Annotated in this window: 12 protein-coding genes, 2 tRNA genes and 1 pseudogene; 9 read left to right on the top strand and 6 right to left on the bottom strand. The window is 55.8% G+C overall.

What is annotated here, in order from left to right; translation table 11 throughout:
- Window positions 1-27: 27 nt before the first annotated feature.
- Window positions 28-783, bottom strand: coding sequence for a response regulator transcription factor (locus VK574_RS21140; protein ID WP_472801865.1), 756 nt, complete (start codon window positions 781-783; stop codon window positions 28-30).
- Between the two features lie 509 nt (window positions 784-1292).
- A tRNA-Sec gene (locus VK574_RS21135) sits at window positions 1293-1387 on the bottom strand.
- Between the two features lie 77 nt (window positions 1388-1464).
- Between VK574_RS21135 and selD the strand changes: the two genes are divergently transcribed.
- The 7 genes and pseudogenes from selD to VK574_RS21100 all read left to right on the top strand — a co-directional run.
- Complete coding sequence (gene selD, locus VK574_RS21130; RefSeq protein ID WP_472801864.1) at window positions 1465-2532, top strand: selenide, water dikinase SelD; 1068 nt, start codon at window positions 1465-1467, stop codon at window positions 2530-2532.
- A 27-nt stretch (window positions 2533-2559) separates the two neighbouring features.
- On the top strand, window positions 2560-4002 hold the full coding sequence (gene selA, locus VK574_RS21125; protein ID WP_472801863.1) for an L-seryl-tRNA(Sec) selenium transferase: 1443 nt from the start codon (window positions 2560-2562) through the stop codon (window positions 4000-4002).
- Window positions 4003-4044: 42 nt separating this feature from the next.
- Complete coding sequence (gene selB / locus VK574_RS21120) at window positions 4045-5937, top strand: selenocysteine-specific translation elongation factor (protein WP_472801862.1); 1893 nt, start codon at window positions 4045-4047, stop codon at window positions 5935-5937.
- 121 nt (window positions 5938-6058) lie between these two features.
- Window positions 6059-6328 (top strand): hypothetical protein, encoded by a 270-nt coding sequence (locus VK574_RS21115; RefSeq protein WP_472801861.1) that lies wholly within the window; start codon window positions 6059-6061, stop codon window positions 6326-6328.
- A gap of 48 nt (window positions 6329-6376) precedes the next feature.
- Window positions 6377-6646 (top strand): carboxymuconolactone decarboxylase family protein, encoded by a 270-nt coding sequence (locus VK574_RS21110; protein ID WP_472801860.1) that lies wholly within the window; start codon window positions 6377-6379, stop codon window positions 6644-6646.
- A gap of 7 nt (window positions 6647-6653) precedes the next feature.
- Window positions 6654-6986 (top strand): hypothetical protein, encoded by a 333-nt coding sequence (locus tag VK574_RS21105; protein WP_472801859.1) that lies wholly within the window; start codon window positions 6654-6656, stop codon window positions 6984-6986.
- A gap of 12 nt (window positions 6987-6998) precedes the next feature.
- A pseudogene (locus VK574_RS21100) lies at window positions 6999-7382 on the top strand (deiodinase-like protein); the annotation flags it as partial.
- A gap of 83 nt (window positions 7383-7465) precedes the next feature.
- On the opposite strand, the gene VK574_RS21095 reads toward VK574_RS21100, so the two are convergent.
- Window positions 7466-7542: transfer RNA gene (locus VK574_RS21095), tRNA-Pro, on the bottom strand.
- A 62-nt stretch (window positions 7543-7604) separates the two neighbouring features.
- Here VK574_RS21095 and VK574_RS21090 point away from each other — a divergent pair.
- On the top strand, window positions 7605-8453 hold the full coding sequence (locus VK574_RS21090) for a tyrosine-type recombinase/integrase (RefSeq protein WP_472801858.1): 849 nt from the start codon (window positions 7605-7607) through the stop codon (window positions 8451-8453).
- 55 nt (window positions 8454-8508) lie between these two features.
- On the opposite strand, the gene VK574_RS21085 is transcribed toward VK574_RS21090, so the two are convergent.
- Both VK574_RS21085 and VK574_RS21080 read right to left on the bottom strand, forming a co-directional pair.
- A complete protein-coding gene (locus VK574_RS21085) occupies window positions 8509-9282 on the bottom strand; it encodes a restriction endonuclease (RefSeq protein WP_472801857.1) in 774 nt (257 codons plus the stop codon).
- Between the two features lie 2 nt (window positions 9283-9284).
- Window positions 9285-10394 carry a hypothetical protein gene (locus VK574_RS21080; RefSeq protein WP_472801856.1) on the bottom strand — a complete coding sequence of 370 codons (1110 nt, stop codon included), beginning with the start codon at window positions 10392-10394 and terminating at the stop codon, window positions 9285-9287.
- 254 nt (window positions 10395-10648) lie between these two features.
- Here VK574_RS21080 and VK574_RS21075 point away from each other — a divergent pair, with 254 nt between their 5' ends.
- Window positions 10649-10951: a hypothetical protein gene (locus VK574_RS21075; protein ID WP_472801855.1), complete on the top strand. Its 303-nt coding sequence runs from the start codon at window positions 10649-10651 to the stop codon at window positions 10949-10951.
- Between the two features lie 1096 nt (window positions 10952-12047).
- Here the strand turns inward: VK574_RS21075 and VK574_RS21070 are convergent.
- Window positions 12048-12323: a tyrosine-type recombinase/integrase gene (locus VK574_RS21070; RefSeq protein WP_472801854.1), complete on the bottom strand. Its 276-nt coding sequence runs from the start codon at window positions 12321-12323 to the stop codon at window positions 12048-12050.
- Window positions 12324-12898: the final 575 nt, after the last annotated feature.

The raw sequence follows: 12898 nt of genomic DNA, 5'->3' as shown, positions 1-12898 counted from the left end.
TGGTGCGCTTCGAGACCGCCCAACTTGTTAGCTTCCGGGTACAAACTTGTAGCCGGCCCCATAGATTGTAAGCATGTGCTTAGGATTTGCCGGATCGGGCTCAAGCTTTTGCCTGAGCTTCAGAATCTGGTTATCCACGGTGCGGGTGGTCGGGTACGAATTGTATCCCCACACTTCGTTCAGCAGGAGCTCCCGGCTCAATACGCGTTCCGGATTTTCAGTAAAGAACCGCAGCAGCTTGAACTCATGGGATGTGAGCACGATGGGTTCGCCTGCTCGTTTCGCTGTCATCTTCTCGAAATCTAGCTCGCACTCGCCAAAGCGGTAGAGAGCGGACCTTGAGGGGCGCTTCCGACGTCGTATTGCCGCCTGAACCCGCGCCATCAACTCACGCGGGCTGAACGGTTTGGTCACGTAATCATCCGCGCCAAGCTCCAGGAGAAGGACCTTATCTACAACCTCTGTGATCGCGCTGAGCACGATGACTGGCGTCTCAGGCGATAGGGTCTTCATTTTCTGGCAAAGCTCTCTACCCGAAATCTGGGGCAAAATCAGGTCGAGCACGACGGCTACAGGCTGCCGAGCGCGAAACAGCTCGAGCCCCATTTTCCCGTCCCCGGCAATTTCGGTCGCATAGCTCTCTTCCATGAAGATCCGCGAGAGAACTTTCTGCATCCTCGGATCATCCTCAACGACCAAAATCATTCCGAGTTCAGGGTTCGGCGCCGGTCGTTCCGCGATACCTTCCAGAAGCAGCTCCTGATGATTCACCATATATTTCATTTTGCCCTTCGAACTGGCCCTAAACAAGCAAATCAACACAAATTACAATTGTTTGACATTCTTTGACATTTCTCGCTTGGGACAGGTTGAGGTTGGCAACTTGCCTGCAAGAGCCGTCACAGTCTATGGGGCGATATACCGCACCTCACTTGAAGCACCCAAAAGTCGTTGAAACAGGTGGGTATGACAGCCTGCTGCTTGGAATGATCTGACAATTTTCGGGGAATTGGACGTCACTGGCTTGCTGCCCAATTGAACAGGAACGGGGCGGATGCCGATTGCTTTTCGGTTTGGCGAAAAAATTCCTCTCTTGCCCGAAATCCAAGTCAAATCCGACGTGGCGGCTGCTACCCTTGGGCGGATTTCAAGGGTTGGGGTGCTTCGGGATCAGCAGTTTCGAGCGAAATTGCCCCGGCGCGAATAGAGCGATCATCGAGTGGGATTGCCGCGGGATTTGTGAAGCTGAGCACGCCGCCAGCCACTCTTTATCGCGGGTTGCACATGGAAGCTGGCGGAAGCGCGTGTGAGTCGAACACACCGTCGCCCGTTAAGGACGACCGCCGGTTTTGAAGACCGGGAGGATCACCGGAGCCTAAGCACTTCCGTCTTATGACTCTCTCACATGCTATCTTGCCCAGGTTGCGAGGCACGGATGGATGATAAGAATGGAAGGACATGGGCTTGGATCAAACACAATCGGTTCGCTTGACACAGCAGGTAAAGGCCGGCGGATGCGCCAGCAAACTCCCAGCCGGAACTCTCCGACAGGTGCTTTCCACGCTGCCGACGCAGGCCGACCCGAATCTACTTGTTGGATTTGAGACTTCCGACGATGCAGGCATCTACCGTATCGGTCCGGGAATGGCGCTGGTGCAGACCGTCGACTTTTTCACTCCGCTGGTGGATGACCCATTCACTTTCGGTCAGATTGCGGCGACGAATGCTCTCAGCGATGTTTATGCGATGGGAGGCCGCCCGCTGACTGCTCTCGCGATCGTTTGCTTCCCACAGGACGCCGCCCTTGAAATCCTCGAGCAGATCATGCGTGGAGGGTTGTCGAAGATGGCCGAGACAAGATGCGTTGTGGTGGGTGGGCACTCCGTTCGCGATGCCGAGATGAAATTCGGCTATGCGGTAACGGGTCTTGTCGATCCGGGACGCGTTTATACGAACGCCGGAGCGCTTCCCGGGGATATTCTCATTCTCACCAAGCCCATCGGCACTGGCGTTATCACGACTGCCCTCAAGCAGGGAAAGTCTGAAGCAGCCTGGGTGGAGCGCGCCATTCGTTCCATGACAACACTGAACGGCACCGCCTCCACCATTGCCATCGGTTGTCCCGGCGTCCATGCAATCACCGACATCACCGGCTTTGGGCTCATGGGTCACGGACGCGAGATGGCTTTTGGCAGTGGCGTCACGCTGGAAATCGAAACCGATAAGGTACCTCTCATCGAGGGCGCACTCGATGCAGTGGGCGCCGGCGCGATTCCCGGCGGTCTGCTTGCAAACCGCGACTTTGCCGAGTGTGTAGTCGCGGATTCTCCCGGGAGCCGCATCCCGGATGACCTCCGTGCTTTGCTCTATGACCCGCAGACATCGGGCGGACTTCTGATATCTGTTGCCGCCGAAGATGCGCCAACATTGCTCGCGGCGCTCTTGAATGCCGGCCTTCCTGCGGCAGCCATCGGGCGCGTCTCAGGCGCGTATACCCCGGGTGCTGGTGCCTCGGCGATCCATCTGCGATGATGAGCTACTGAATCTGAGAATTTCGCAATGGCCATTCACGATCTGCAACACGAAGATGAAACGCTTCAAAAGCTCTTTCGCGAGCTGCCGTCAATCAACGAAGTCTTGTTGATTCCTGCATGCCGCTCTCTGCTCGACAAGCACCCGCACGGCGCTGTGTTGCGTGCGGCCCGCGAGGCTCTCGCCGCACTGCGCACAGAGACTTCCGCCGGGTTGCATTCAGAATCGAGCCTGAAGAAAAGCATCGCCCTGCTGCCCGAAGAAATTGCCAACCGCCTCGCAGCTGGTGCCCAATACTCACTTCGCCCCGTCGTCAATGCAACCGGCGTAATTCTCCACACCAACCTCGGCCGCGCTCCATTGAGCGCCGGAGCTCTTCGTCACGTGGTTGAAGTAGCACAGGATTACTGCAACCTTGAGTTCGACCTTGAAACTGGCTTGCGGAGCCGCAGGGACTCTCACGTTGAATCCCTTGTGTTGCGCGCCCTGGGCGCGGCCAACGCGCCTGCAGCTGATGCCGATCGACACGGCGTCATCATCGTGAACAATTGCGCCGCAGCCACGATGCTGGCGCTGAACTCGCTGGCCGAAAAGTCTGAAGTCATCGTCTCTCGCGGTGAACTTGTCGAGATCGGCGGAGGATTCCGCATCCCTGAGATTCTTGAGAAATCCGGCGCAATTCTCAAAGAGGTCGGCACAACCAACCGCACCCGACTCGCCGATTATGAAAGCGCAATCGGTCCCGGCACAGGCCTCCTGCTTCGCGTGCATCGGTCGAACTTCAGCATCGAAGGATTTACCGAGCGCCCATCGTTGAAGGAACTGGTCGAGCTTTCAAAACGTGCAGGCATACCCTTGTTTGAGGATCAGGGCACCGGCCTTCTTTCCTCGCTTGAGCGTTTCGGGATCAGCGGGGAACCCAGCTTGCTTCAGTCCTTTGAGAGCGGCGTGGGCCTTATTGCCACCAGCGGAGACAAGTTGCTGGGCGGCCCCCAATGCGGCATTCTCGTCGGCAGAATCGATCTGATTGACCGCATCCGAAAGAACCCACTCCTCCGGGCTTTGCGGGTTGACAAGCTCACCTACGCGGCGCTCGAGGCAACGTTGCTGGAGCATCTTTCTGAGGAAACGAGTTCCATTCCCGTTGAACGCATGCTCGGTGTTCGGCCTGAGGATCTGATGCGGCGTTGCCGCGAAATCACAGGGCGCATCACTTCCTCTCAACTGGTTTTTGACGTCGTTCCAGTCTCCAGTCTCGTCGGTGGAGGCACCGCACCCAAGGCTACTCTGCAAAGCTGCGCGATCTCTCTGCGACACGCATCTCTACCAGCCGCGGATGTGCTCGCAAGTCTTCGCAGGCTAGAACCACCGATCATTGGCCGGGTTTCTGACGATGCGGTTCTGCTGGATCTTCGCACGATACCTCCCGAATTCGATGAGGAACTGGCTTCTCTTTTAAGTAGCCTCTAGATCGAGCAATCGCAACGAGCGTTTCTCATTGGATAACTCTGAATGACCAATACGCCCAGTTCCATCGTTGTCGGAACCGCTGGTCATATCGACCACGGCAAGACCACGTTGGTCCGCGCGCTCACGGGCATTGACACGGACCGCCTTCCTGAGGAGAAACGACGCGGTATCACCATCGACCTGGGTTTTGCTTCTTTCGACATCCCGACTCCGAACGGATCTCCACTTCGCATCAGCTTTGTCGACGTTCCCGGCCACAGCCTCTTCATCCGTAACATGCTCGCCGGAGCTGGCTGTGTTCCGGCAGTCATGCTCGTTGTCGCGGCCGACGAAGGCATCATGCCGCAGACGGTGGAGCATCTCGCCATCTGCGATCTCCTTGGCATCTCGCAAGGGCTGACTGTCATTACCAAAGCCGATACGGTCAGCGCTTCCCAGTTGGAGGAGGTCACGGGCTCGATCGAGCGCTTTCTACAGGGAACGTTTCTCTCGAAAGATCACGCGCCGGTTTTATCTGCCAGTGCGCCAACCGGAGCGGGCCTTGAAGTTGTGCGAACTGAGCTGCTGAACCTGGCGATGCGTACTCACCTTGAGACCTCGGATGCCTTGATTCGCATGCCGCTCGACCGTTCTTTTGTCATGAAGGGATTCGGCACGGTAGTCACCGGAACCCTTCTATCGGGAACAATTCGTGATGGCGAGACGCTGCACTTACTTCCCGATGACCGCGCGGTCCGTGTGCGCGGCCTTCAATCACACAGCGAGCGTGTCCCATACGCACAACCTGGCTCGCGGGTCGCCGTGAATCTCTCGGGAATCGATGCAACTCAGGTCCGTCGCGGCCAGACACTGGTATCACCCCGGACGCTTTTGTCTGTGGATACTCTCGATGTTGAAGTGCGCCTTCTCCAGACCGCTCCAGCGTTGAAGCATCGCGCAAACATTCACTTCCACGCATTCACTTCCGAGACCATGGCATCTGTGTCTCTCTACGGTTACGAAGCAGTTCAACCGGGAACCTCGCGGCTTATGCGCCTCAAGCTTGCCGAGCCAATCGTGCTGGTGCCCGGTGACCGGTTTGTCCTGCGGCAACCCTCGCCGGCCGGCACAATCGGAGGGGGTCGTGTCCTCGATGCCCACCCACTGCCTCGACAGAGAAAGTCCGCCACGCAAGGCTGGCTCGAACAATCGCGCGCAGCCTCTCCAGCCGAGCAGCTTTCACTCCGTATATCCCGTCGCGGCACCGACGGCATTACTCTTGACGCGCTCTCTGCCGAAAGCGGTTTGACCCCCGATGCAATTCGACGTCAGATCGGCCCAGCCATCGAATCCGGTGACATCCATCTCATTTCGAACAATCTGCTTCTGAGCCGCGAAGCTTTCCTCACAGCCGCGCGCGAAATCACTGCACGCCTTCAAACCGGCGAGCGCGTGAAGGCCTCCGAGCTGCGCGGCCAGGCGGATCTCAGTCAACCCGTGTTTGACTTCGTGGTCAGATCCCTCGCAAATCAGAAGAAGATCCAGCTCCGTGGCGAAACCGTCTCCCTTTACAACGCTGGTGCTCCGACTTCGAATCCGGAGAGCGACCGGCTGGCGGCAATCGCCCATGCGTACGAGGAGTCCGGGCTCGCCGCTCCCTCCGTCCTGGAACTTGCCCAGCGGTTCAACATAAAGGAGTCCGACATGCGCCGTCTCGTAACAGCGCTGCAACGAGACAAGACCATCGTTCGCATGGGCAGCGACGACTTGTTCATCCACGCTGCCGCGCTGGGCCGACTTGTTGCGCAGCTGACCCCGCTTCGCGGGAGCCTGATGGATGTTGCTCGCTTTAAGCAACTGACCGGCCTCTCGCGCAAATATGCGATCCCCCTCCTCGAGTACCTTGACCGCCAGCGCATCACCCAGAAGCAGGGCGACCAGCGGCTTATTCTCTAGGAGTCGTACCCTTTCAAAGAAGCAGTTTTCCGCGGACTGCTATGTTCCTGCTAGATCGCGAGGTGGATGTGTACCGCGTAGCCATCGTGCTATATTGCGGAATACTTTGCAGGAAAAGTGCGTGGCAAACTCCGACAGCGAAACCAAAATCAAACTCATCGAAGATCGCGACGCCGCTGGCGAAGTGGCCACGGTCTACGACGAATGGCGTGCCAAGTCAGGCCGTCAAAAGGTCCCCGGCATTTTGAAGTGCTTCAGCCACCGCCCCGACTTCCTGCGCGATGTGATCAAATTCAGCGATACGGTTCATTTTTCCCACGGCCATTTGGATCGGAGAACGAAGGAAGCGATTGCGAGCTGGGTTTCGTGGCTCAATCGCTGTCCATATTGACTGGACTCGCATGCATACTTCCTGCGTGTACAGGGAGCCGAAGAGAATATGGTGCAGGCGATAGCAAACGGCAAACTGGAAGAAGCCGGCTTGAGCCCAGCAGAGCGCGCCTTGCTTGATTACGTAACAAAGGTGACGGAAGCGGCGTATCGCACCACCAACGAGGATGTGCAGAGGCTGCGGGATCATGGCTGGACGGAGCCGCAGATCGCTGAAGCTGTATACATCACCGCGATGTTCGCTTTCTTCAATCGGGTTGCGGATGCCTTTGGAATAGCACCACAGGGCTATCTCGAGATGAATGAGATGACGAAGTAGGAGACCGATGGACATCACAAAGAAGAAGCGCATACGGAATTGGGTTGCCAGTATCGCCGCTCTCTGCTTTATCGGATGGCTTGGCCTCGTTGGATACGTGAACTGGGCCATGCGTCAGCCGCCGGAGGTCTTCGGCCATGTGATGGCAAAGATGCCCATGCCTGCCTACTTTGTGCTTCCCTTCGAGACTCTTTGGATGCGGGCTCGCGACGGACACTTGAATGTCGGTGACGCCGCACCTGGCCTGGTGGTGAAGAAGCTTGAAGATCACAGTCCAACCGATCTGGCCACACTTTGGGTGGAGCGCCCAGTTGTTCTCGTTTTTGGCAGCTACACTTGACCGCCTTTTCGGCGGGAGGTTCCCGCCCTGAACAAGCTCGCGGAGCAGTATCGCGGCCAGATCGACTTCTATGCTGTCTACATTCTTGAAGCGCATCCCACCGACGTTTGGCAGATGCGTTCGAACGTGCGCGATAACGTCCTCTTCAGCAGTCCAAAGGATGAGGTTGAGCGCGCCTATGTTGCCGGCGCGTGCGTGCGCAAGCTGGGGATCAAGTTCCCCGCTCTGGTGGATGGCCTCGACAATCGAGTCGAATCCGCTTACACCGGCTGGCCCGATCGGCTCTACCTGATCGGCAAAGGCGGCCGCGTTCTATTTAAGAGCAAGCCCGGCCCGTTTGGCTTTCATCCCAATGATTTGGCACAGGCCATCAAAACATCGCTCTATCCAAACTGAATACGGCTTCGCACAGGGTTCGGGCGCTTCGGCAGTTCCAAGCGGAATTGCCGGTGCGAATCGATTTGAAAAAGGGAATTCAATGGTCGGGACGGGCAGATTTGAACTGCCGACCCCTCGCACCCCAAGCGAGTGCTCTACCAGGCTGAGCCACGTCCCTTTGGAATCAATAGTTTATATGGGTTGTCTCCAAATTTGAGTACTCGCTTGGAGAAAGCCGATATGGGATTTTCAGAGTTCACCCGCGAACGCCAATTCCTCTCAAACGTCTCACCGTCAACGCTGGAGTGGTACAAGCACAGCTTCAAATGGCTACTCACGGAATCACCCTCACAAGATGACCTGAAGGCCGCCGTGGTCCGTATGCGCGAAAAGGGATTGAAAGCCACCGGCTGCAATTCGGCCATCCGCGCTATCAACACTTACCTCCATTGGGCAAGTGCGGGCTCGGAGGTGAAATGCGGTCCCACTTGCAAGCATCCGAAAATTGCTCAGCTCAAAGAGCCGCAGCTTGTGTTGCCTACGTTCACCGAGCAGCAAATCCGGCTGATTGTAGCGTGGAAGCCCAAGGACAAGTATCAGGAGCGGCTTCATTTGCTAACGTTGTTCCTGCTTGACACCGGCTGCCGCATCTCAGAGGCCCTCACGTTGCGTGTTTGCGATTTGAACCTTGAGAATCTGCTTGTCACGCTGGACGGCAAAGGACGCAAGCAGCGGGTTGTCCCCTTCAGTTTCGAGTTGCGGAAAGCAATAGTGCGCTATTGCAAGGAATCGAATCGGACGACGGATCACTTGCTTTTTGCCAACTGCACGCAGACAAAGTTGGGTCGTCGGAATGTCTTGCGGGATGTGAAGCTGCTATGCCGGAGGCTTGGCTTTACCCCTCCAGGTCGCACCCTCCACGCCTTCAGGCACACATTCGCGGTGAATTATTTGCGACGCGGCGGCTCCGTCTTCCATCTTCAAAAGGTGCTCGGACACTCGACGCTTGAGATGACAAGAAGATATGCAAACCTTGTGACATCGGACCTTCAGGCCGTGCATGAGCGAGTGAGCCTTCTCGCGAGGTAAGATCATGCATCAGTCCTTGCGATGCCAATTTCCCCCCCACGTTGACTTCTGCGATCTACACGGTCTTCGGAAGAATGGATTCCGCCAACCCTTCGATGTAAGTAGTTAGGCCCAATTCCTCGGCATACGCGCTCAAGGTGACGCCGTCCATGTACCACAGACCCACACTCCTTGCGTATTTTTTGGCATTAGGCTCTAGGTCGGATGTAGTCCAGAATGCATAGAGCGTCGGCATCAAGGGGGCAATGGCAGACTCCGTTGACATGCGATGCCTCTTCAAAACGGAAGCGCCAACAAATTCCCGAAGCTTTGTCTCGGAGATGGCGTTTCCTTCCTTGTAACGCTTCGCCTGCCCTATAACTACTCCGTGGCAGGATGCGGGCATTGGCAGAGTTCCATGAACGATCTTTAGCTTGGTAGCAGTAAAGTCGATGCCGCCGTCCGCAGTTCGTTGCGTAGTGGCCGCGTCAGCTCCTAGTGTTTGCAGAATTCGAGCACAAACTCGCTCAAATTCGAAAGGATCAATCCGCCTTAACTTATCAAGGATAGTTGGGCGTCGGGGAAAGATTCGCCGGATGTAGGGTGGGGTTTCCTCATCTATCTGGATGTCCGCTATTTTTCCGTCTATTATCCTGTCCGCAATGTCGTTACGTAAAACCTCTGCGATGTATCCAAGATGATCGTCAACAAATTCCTCGATGGCCTCCTCGGGCTTCGTCCAACGCCGACGCACAGCGGCAATTGCTACACTCCGTAGAGGAGACCAACCGGTGTCCGCAAGCTCTTCCTGGACCCACAACGCAATAATCTGAGTGGAGGGAATGCCCATCTTCAGCTCTGTTGACCGATGAGGCTCTCTCTGTCCTTAAGTGCTTGCGTTATTTTGTCCTTCAGCTCAACTAAGCTACTCAACGTAGATTGATCGAGCGACCGCAGCTTATCGGGAGTTAGCGAGTTGACTGCGGAAGCAGCAGCGGCGACTTTGGGATACCAATCCTCGGGATGATCCACCTCGAAACGGAGAACTGCGCGGCTCAGACTTCCCTCAGGCGATCTAAGTATGTTCATCGCGCTATCGTCGGAGAGAATCTCAGAAAGCTCGCGAACGCTTTTTGCTTCGGGTAATTTAGGGCTCTGCCCATCGTCTCCGGGAATTATCCAAGAATAGAATTCCTTTACGCGTTCCTCTTCGGTGAATCCTTCGTCGTCGTCGCTCCAACTGAGCCAGGTGCGTACGTTTGGCCGTTTAAAAACCTCTTCAAAGTAGCTATACATCCGGGGCACCGCATGTTCGCCGTACTCCTCATCGTTCTTCATCTGTTCAAGTGCTAAGTAGCACTTGTAGGCACTGTTCGCTGCCCGTGTCGAAAGGCCTAGACTCTGCGCGGCATCCTGCGAAGAGAGGCCGCTCTTGCGCAAAGCATATACCGCCTTCGCCTTCTGATATGGACCCCACTCCTTTATGCCTGAGACATGCCTCAAGCCCGGTAGAATCAGACTCGCGGTACTTGGTGCGGCTTCATCATCTAGCAGTAAGCACTCCAAATTAGTGAAATTGTTCAACTGTTCCGCCGAAAAGTTCTCCTTGCCAATCTCGTGCAGGCTAATAAGCCAACGCAGCGCAGTAAGGCGCCTGTTACCCTCAATTACGACGTACTTGTCGTCCGTCCCCGTGGGGTTACCACGCCATCGCCTCACTACCATTCGATCCATCGGGAGGAACCCGAGAGTCTTGATTGTGTCCTTCAGTTCGGAGACATCGAAGACATCTGCACGCATTTTATCGAACGTAAAGGCTTGGACCTTTTCGTCCGCGAAGCGCCCTTCGGAAACGTTATTTAGATCCTCTCCAAGCTCCGAAAAGCGTGGATTGTTCGGATCGAGCAACAGTTGTTCAATCTTCACCGTCAAGGGGCTGAGCATTTCTGGAAGGGCAGTCATCTATTGGTCTCCGTTTTGAGGGAAGGGTATCATAAGGCCTTGTCGGTACATGCTCCCTCGCCCGTACAAGGAACGCCCCGACGACCGGGACACCAGCATGGGCTTGGGTAGGGTAAGTCAAAATCTTGAAACCCGTTCATCTCTAGGCGTTGTCCGAAGGGAATGTGCTCAAGATTTGACCCGCACTCCACAGGAGTTACGCTGTCATCGTTCCACAACAAGATGTAGGCAGTCCCGGAGGCCCGAGGAGTCATATGGCAAGAATCGCTGAACAAATGTTGAAATGCAGCGTCACTCTGACTACCAAGCAGGCAGTCGCGCTCAGGGACTTGGGAGTGGAACTTGATTATCGGTGCCCGAACCCCGAATGCAATGCGCCGGTACTAGTAGTCACCAAGGGCAAAGACAAGGCCGGGGTGAAGTACAAGGCGCACTTTGAGCACCGTAAACGAAACCCGAAGTGCCATTACGGCGTTGGCATAAGGCAAAGCGCCGCAGACGTTCAGGCAGTAAGCGCAGCAGCCCCCGGTCGAGCGGATACCTACAGCGCCGGATAGGGGGAGGCGGGTCTAAATCTTGCAGCGATGCACGCTGTAGCCCTCCGCCGATCAATTTGATCCATACACGGAGAATTATTGAAAATGTAAGTAAGTGCTTGCATTCAAGGGAAATAACCACATATTTGCGAATCGCGCTTGCTAAGTTATTGAAAACATTAGCTTATGCCACTTTCGCACGTCTTGGAGGGTTTACCGATGGAATCCGGACTCTTGTATGGCGGAAAGAGGTCGCCAAAAAGAGAGGCAGCGCGGCGTGGGACTAGCCCAATGGCGCAATATGGAGTAAGCACAAGGGGCAACCATGCGGGGCAGGCCACACGGGCGGCAAATTCTCTTCGGTCATGCGCAAGGCGCTTTCATTCCAGAGATGCACGTCGTATGCGGCTGGGACAAGCTGTTAGTCGAACTGGATTTGACTGAAGAGGCGGCACGGTTAGCTGTGGCGAGGAATGACAAGCTCGGGGCTAAGTTGCGGACGTTTGCGCTGCGCGTGCACCGAGTACGCTATGTTCCCGAGAATGTGTTGGTGCTGTTGGATCTGAGTCGGGCATCGATCTGGTGACAGTTTGACCTGCAATCGCCTCTTATACTTCTTCGGTTGGCGTTGCCGCTTCAAGTTCTGCGATACGGTCAAGGATTATGCGCCTGAGACGGGCTACTGACGGGGAATTGAGGTCTCCGGTGCGGTCCAGTCTTTCGAGAGTGAGGCGGAGCTGTTCCAGTTTGTCTTCTTGTGGCCCGGGGATCGGTGCGAATCCCATATCCTCTTGGTGACGTTCGCACCCAAAACGTTTCAAGATTTTCTACAGAAAAGTCTAGTATGGGGCATGCCCCATATTGCACTCCATGTAGCCCTTGCGTTTGTTCTGGTGTGGCTGGGACTCAATGTCCTCTTGGGCATCGTGATAGCCGTGCTAAACCTAAAGTCAGCAAGACGGAGCAGAGCTGCCGGAAAGGACTGTGCATATGACAACGGTTGCCCCGCCATTCAGATGCCCGAGATGCGGCAAGGAAGTTGACTACACTTACGACGCAAAGACGGGAGCCTACATGCCCCGTGAATGCGGAAGACCGAATTGCCCTAAGCCCCTTGTCAATTAGTGCTCTTGCGATTCTTCGGTGTTGCCCACGTTCCCATGACAAGTGAGTCCAAACGGTCTTGCCGCCCTTTAATCCATCGCGCGTAGTGCTTCTCCGTGGTCTTGATTGACTCGTGCCCAAGCAGCTTTGAAACTTCCTCCAGGGGCACGCCCTTGGTGAGTAGATCGACAGCAAACGTGTCACGGAGTCTGTGGCTGACCATGTGACCGGAGTGCACACCGGCAGCTAATTCGGATATATCAATCTTTGTGTAAATAAAACATCCCATGTGGGCTACTGCCGGGACGTGTTCGAGATTTTGCCCCCCCTCAATCGGGGCGCTTATGCAGGCTTCGCAATGCCTGCTGTATGTCGGTCTTTGGAAGAAAGCCACGTGGGCCAATCCTCAGAACTTGCCCCACTACTTGAGGCACCAGAGCTTGCTTCGTGGCGGCGTTTAGCTTCACCGGGAAATACTGGAGGCGACCGCGTTCATCTTCCTCCTGGGGCACACAATCCCCGCAACCGATTCGGCAACGATAGCTGACGTACCGGCCGTGTTTTTGGCCGATAGCTGCGGCATCCCGCCATTCCCACAAAACCTCCAAGCGCGTTGCTTCTTTTTCACATCCGCATAGCCACTTCATGAGTTCTCCTCCGTGTGCCTGCTCTCCCCCGGTGTCACCATTGTCAGACGTTGGGCCTCAAAAACCTTGTTTTTATCGTAAGCGTACGCCGAGTCCCTACTAGCGAGAGTGATATTGGAGAGCCGAAGATCGGCTCATGTCTGACGCAGTAGGGTTGAGTACGGATCGTCGCTTTCGCCGTTTCCGGTCGATTTCGGAGAAGCTTCAGATTGTGCAG

Source organism: Occallatibacter sp., assembly GCF_035317045.1.
Taxonomy (GTDB): domain Bacteria; phylum Acidobacteriota; class Terriglobia; order Terriglobales; family Acidobacteriaceae; genus Telmatobacter.
Note: the sequence above shows the minus strand (reverse complement) of the source record. Positions and strands in the feature narration are given on the sequence as shown.

Bases quoted from the DNA above. Each gene is read 5' to 3' on its own strand.
- VK574_RS21140 (WP_472801865.1), bottom strand. From the start codon at position 783: ATGAAATATATGGTGAATCATCAGGAGCTGCTTCTGGAAGGTATCGCG.
- VK574_RS21085 (WP_472801857.1), bottom strand. From the start codon at position 9,282: ATGGGCATTCCCTCCACTCAGATTATTGCGTTGTGGGTCCAGGAAGAG.
- VK574_RS21080 (WP_472801856.1), bottom strand. From the start codon at position 10,394: ATGACTGCCCTTCCAGAAATGCTCAGCCCCTTGACGGTGAAGATTGAA.
- selA (WP_472801863.1), top strand. From the start codon at position 2,560: ATGGCCATTCACGATCTGCAACACGAAGATGAAACGCTTCAAAAGCTC.
- selB (WP_472801862.1), top strand. From the start codon at position 4,045: ATGACCAATACGCCCAGTTCCATCGTTGTCGGAACCGCTGGTCATATC.
- VK574_RS21075 (WP_472801855.1), top strand. From the start codon at position 10,649: ATGGCAAGAATCGCTGAACAAATGTTGAAATGCAGCGTCACTCTGACT.
- VK574_RS21090 (WP_472801858.1), top strand. From the start codon at position 7,605: ATGGGATTTTCAGAGTTCACCCGCGAACGCCAATTCCTCTCAAACGTC.
- VK574_RS21070 (WP_472801854.1), bottom strand. From the start codon at position 12,323: ATGGGATGTTTTATTTACACAAAGATTGATATATCCGAATTAGCTGCC.
- VK574_RS21105 (WP_472801859.1), top strand. From the start codon at position 6,654: ATGGACATCACAAAGAAGAAGCGCATACGGAATTGGGTTGCCAGTATC.
- VK574_RS21110 (WP_472801860.1), top strand. From the start codon at position 6,377: ATGGTGCAGGCGATAGCAAACGGCAAACTGGAAGAAGCCGGCTTGAGC.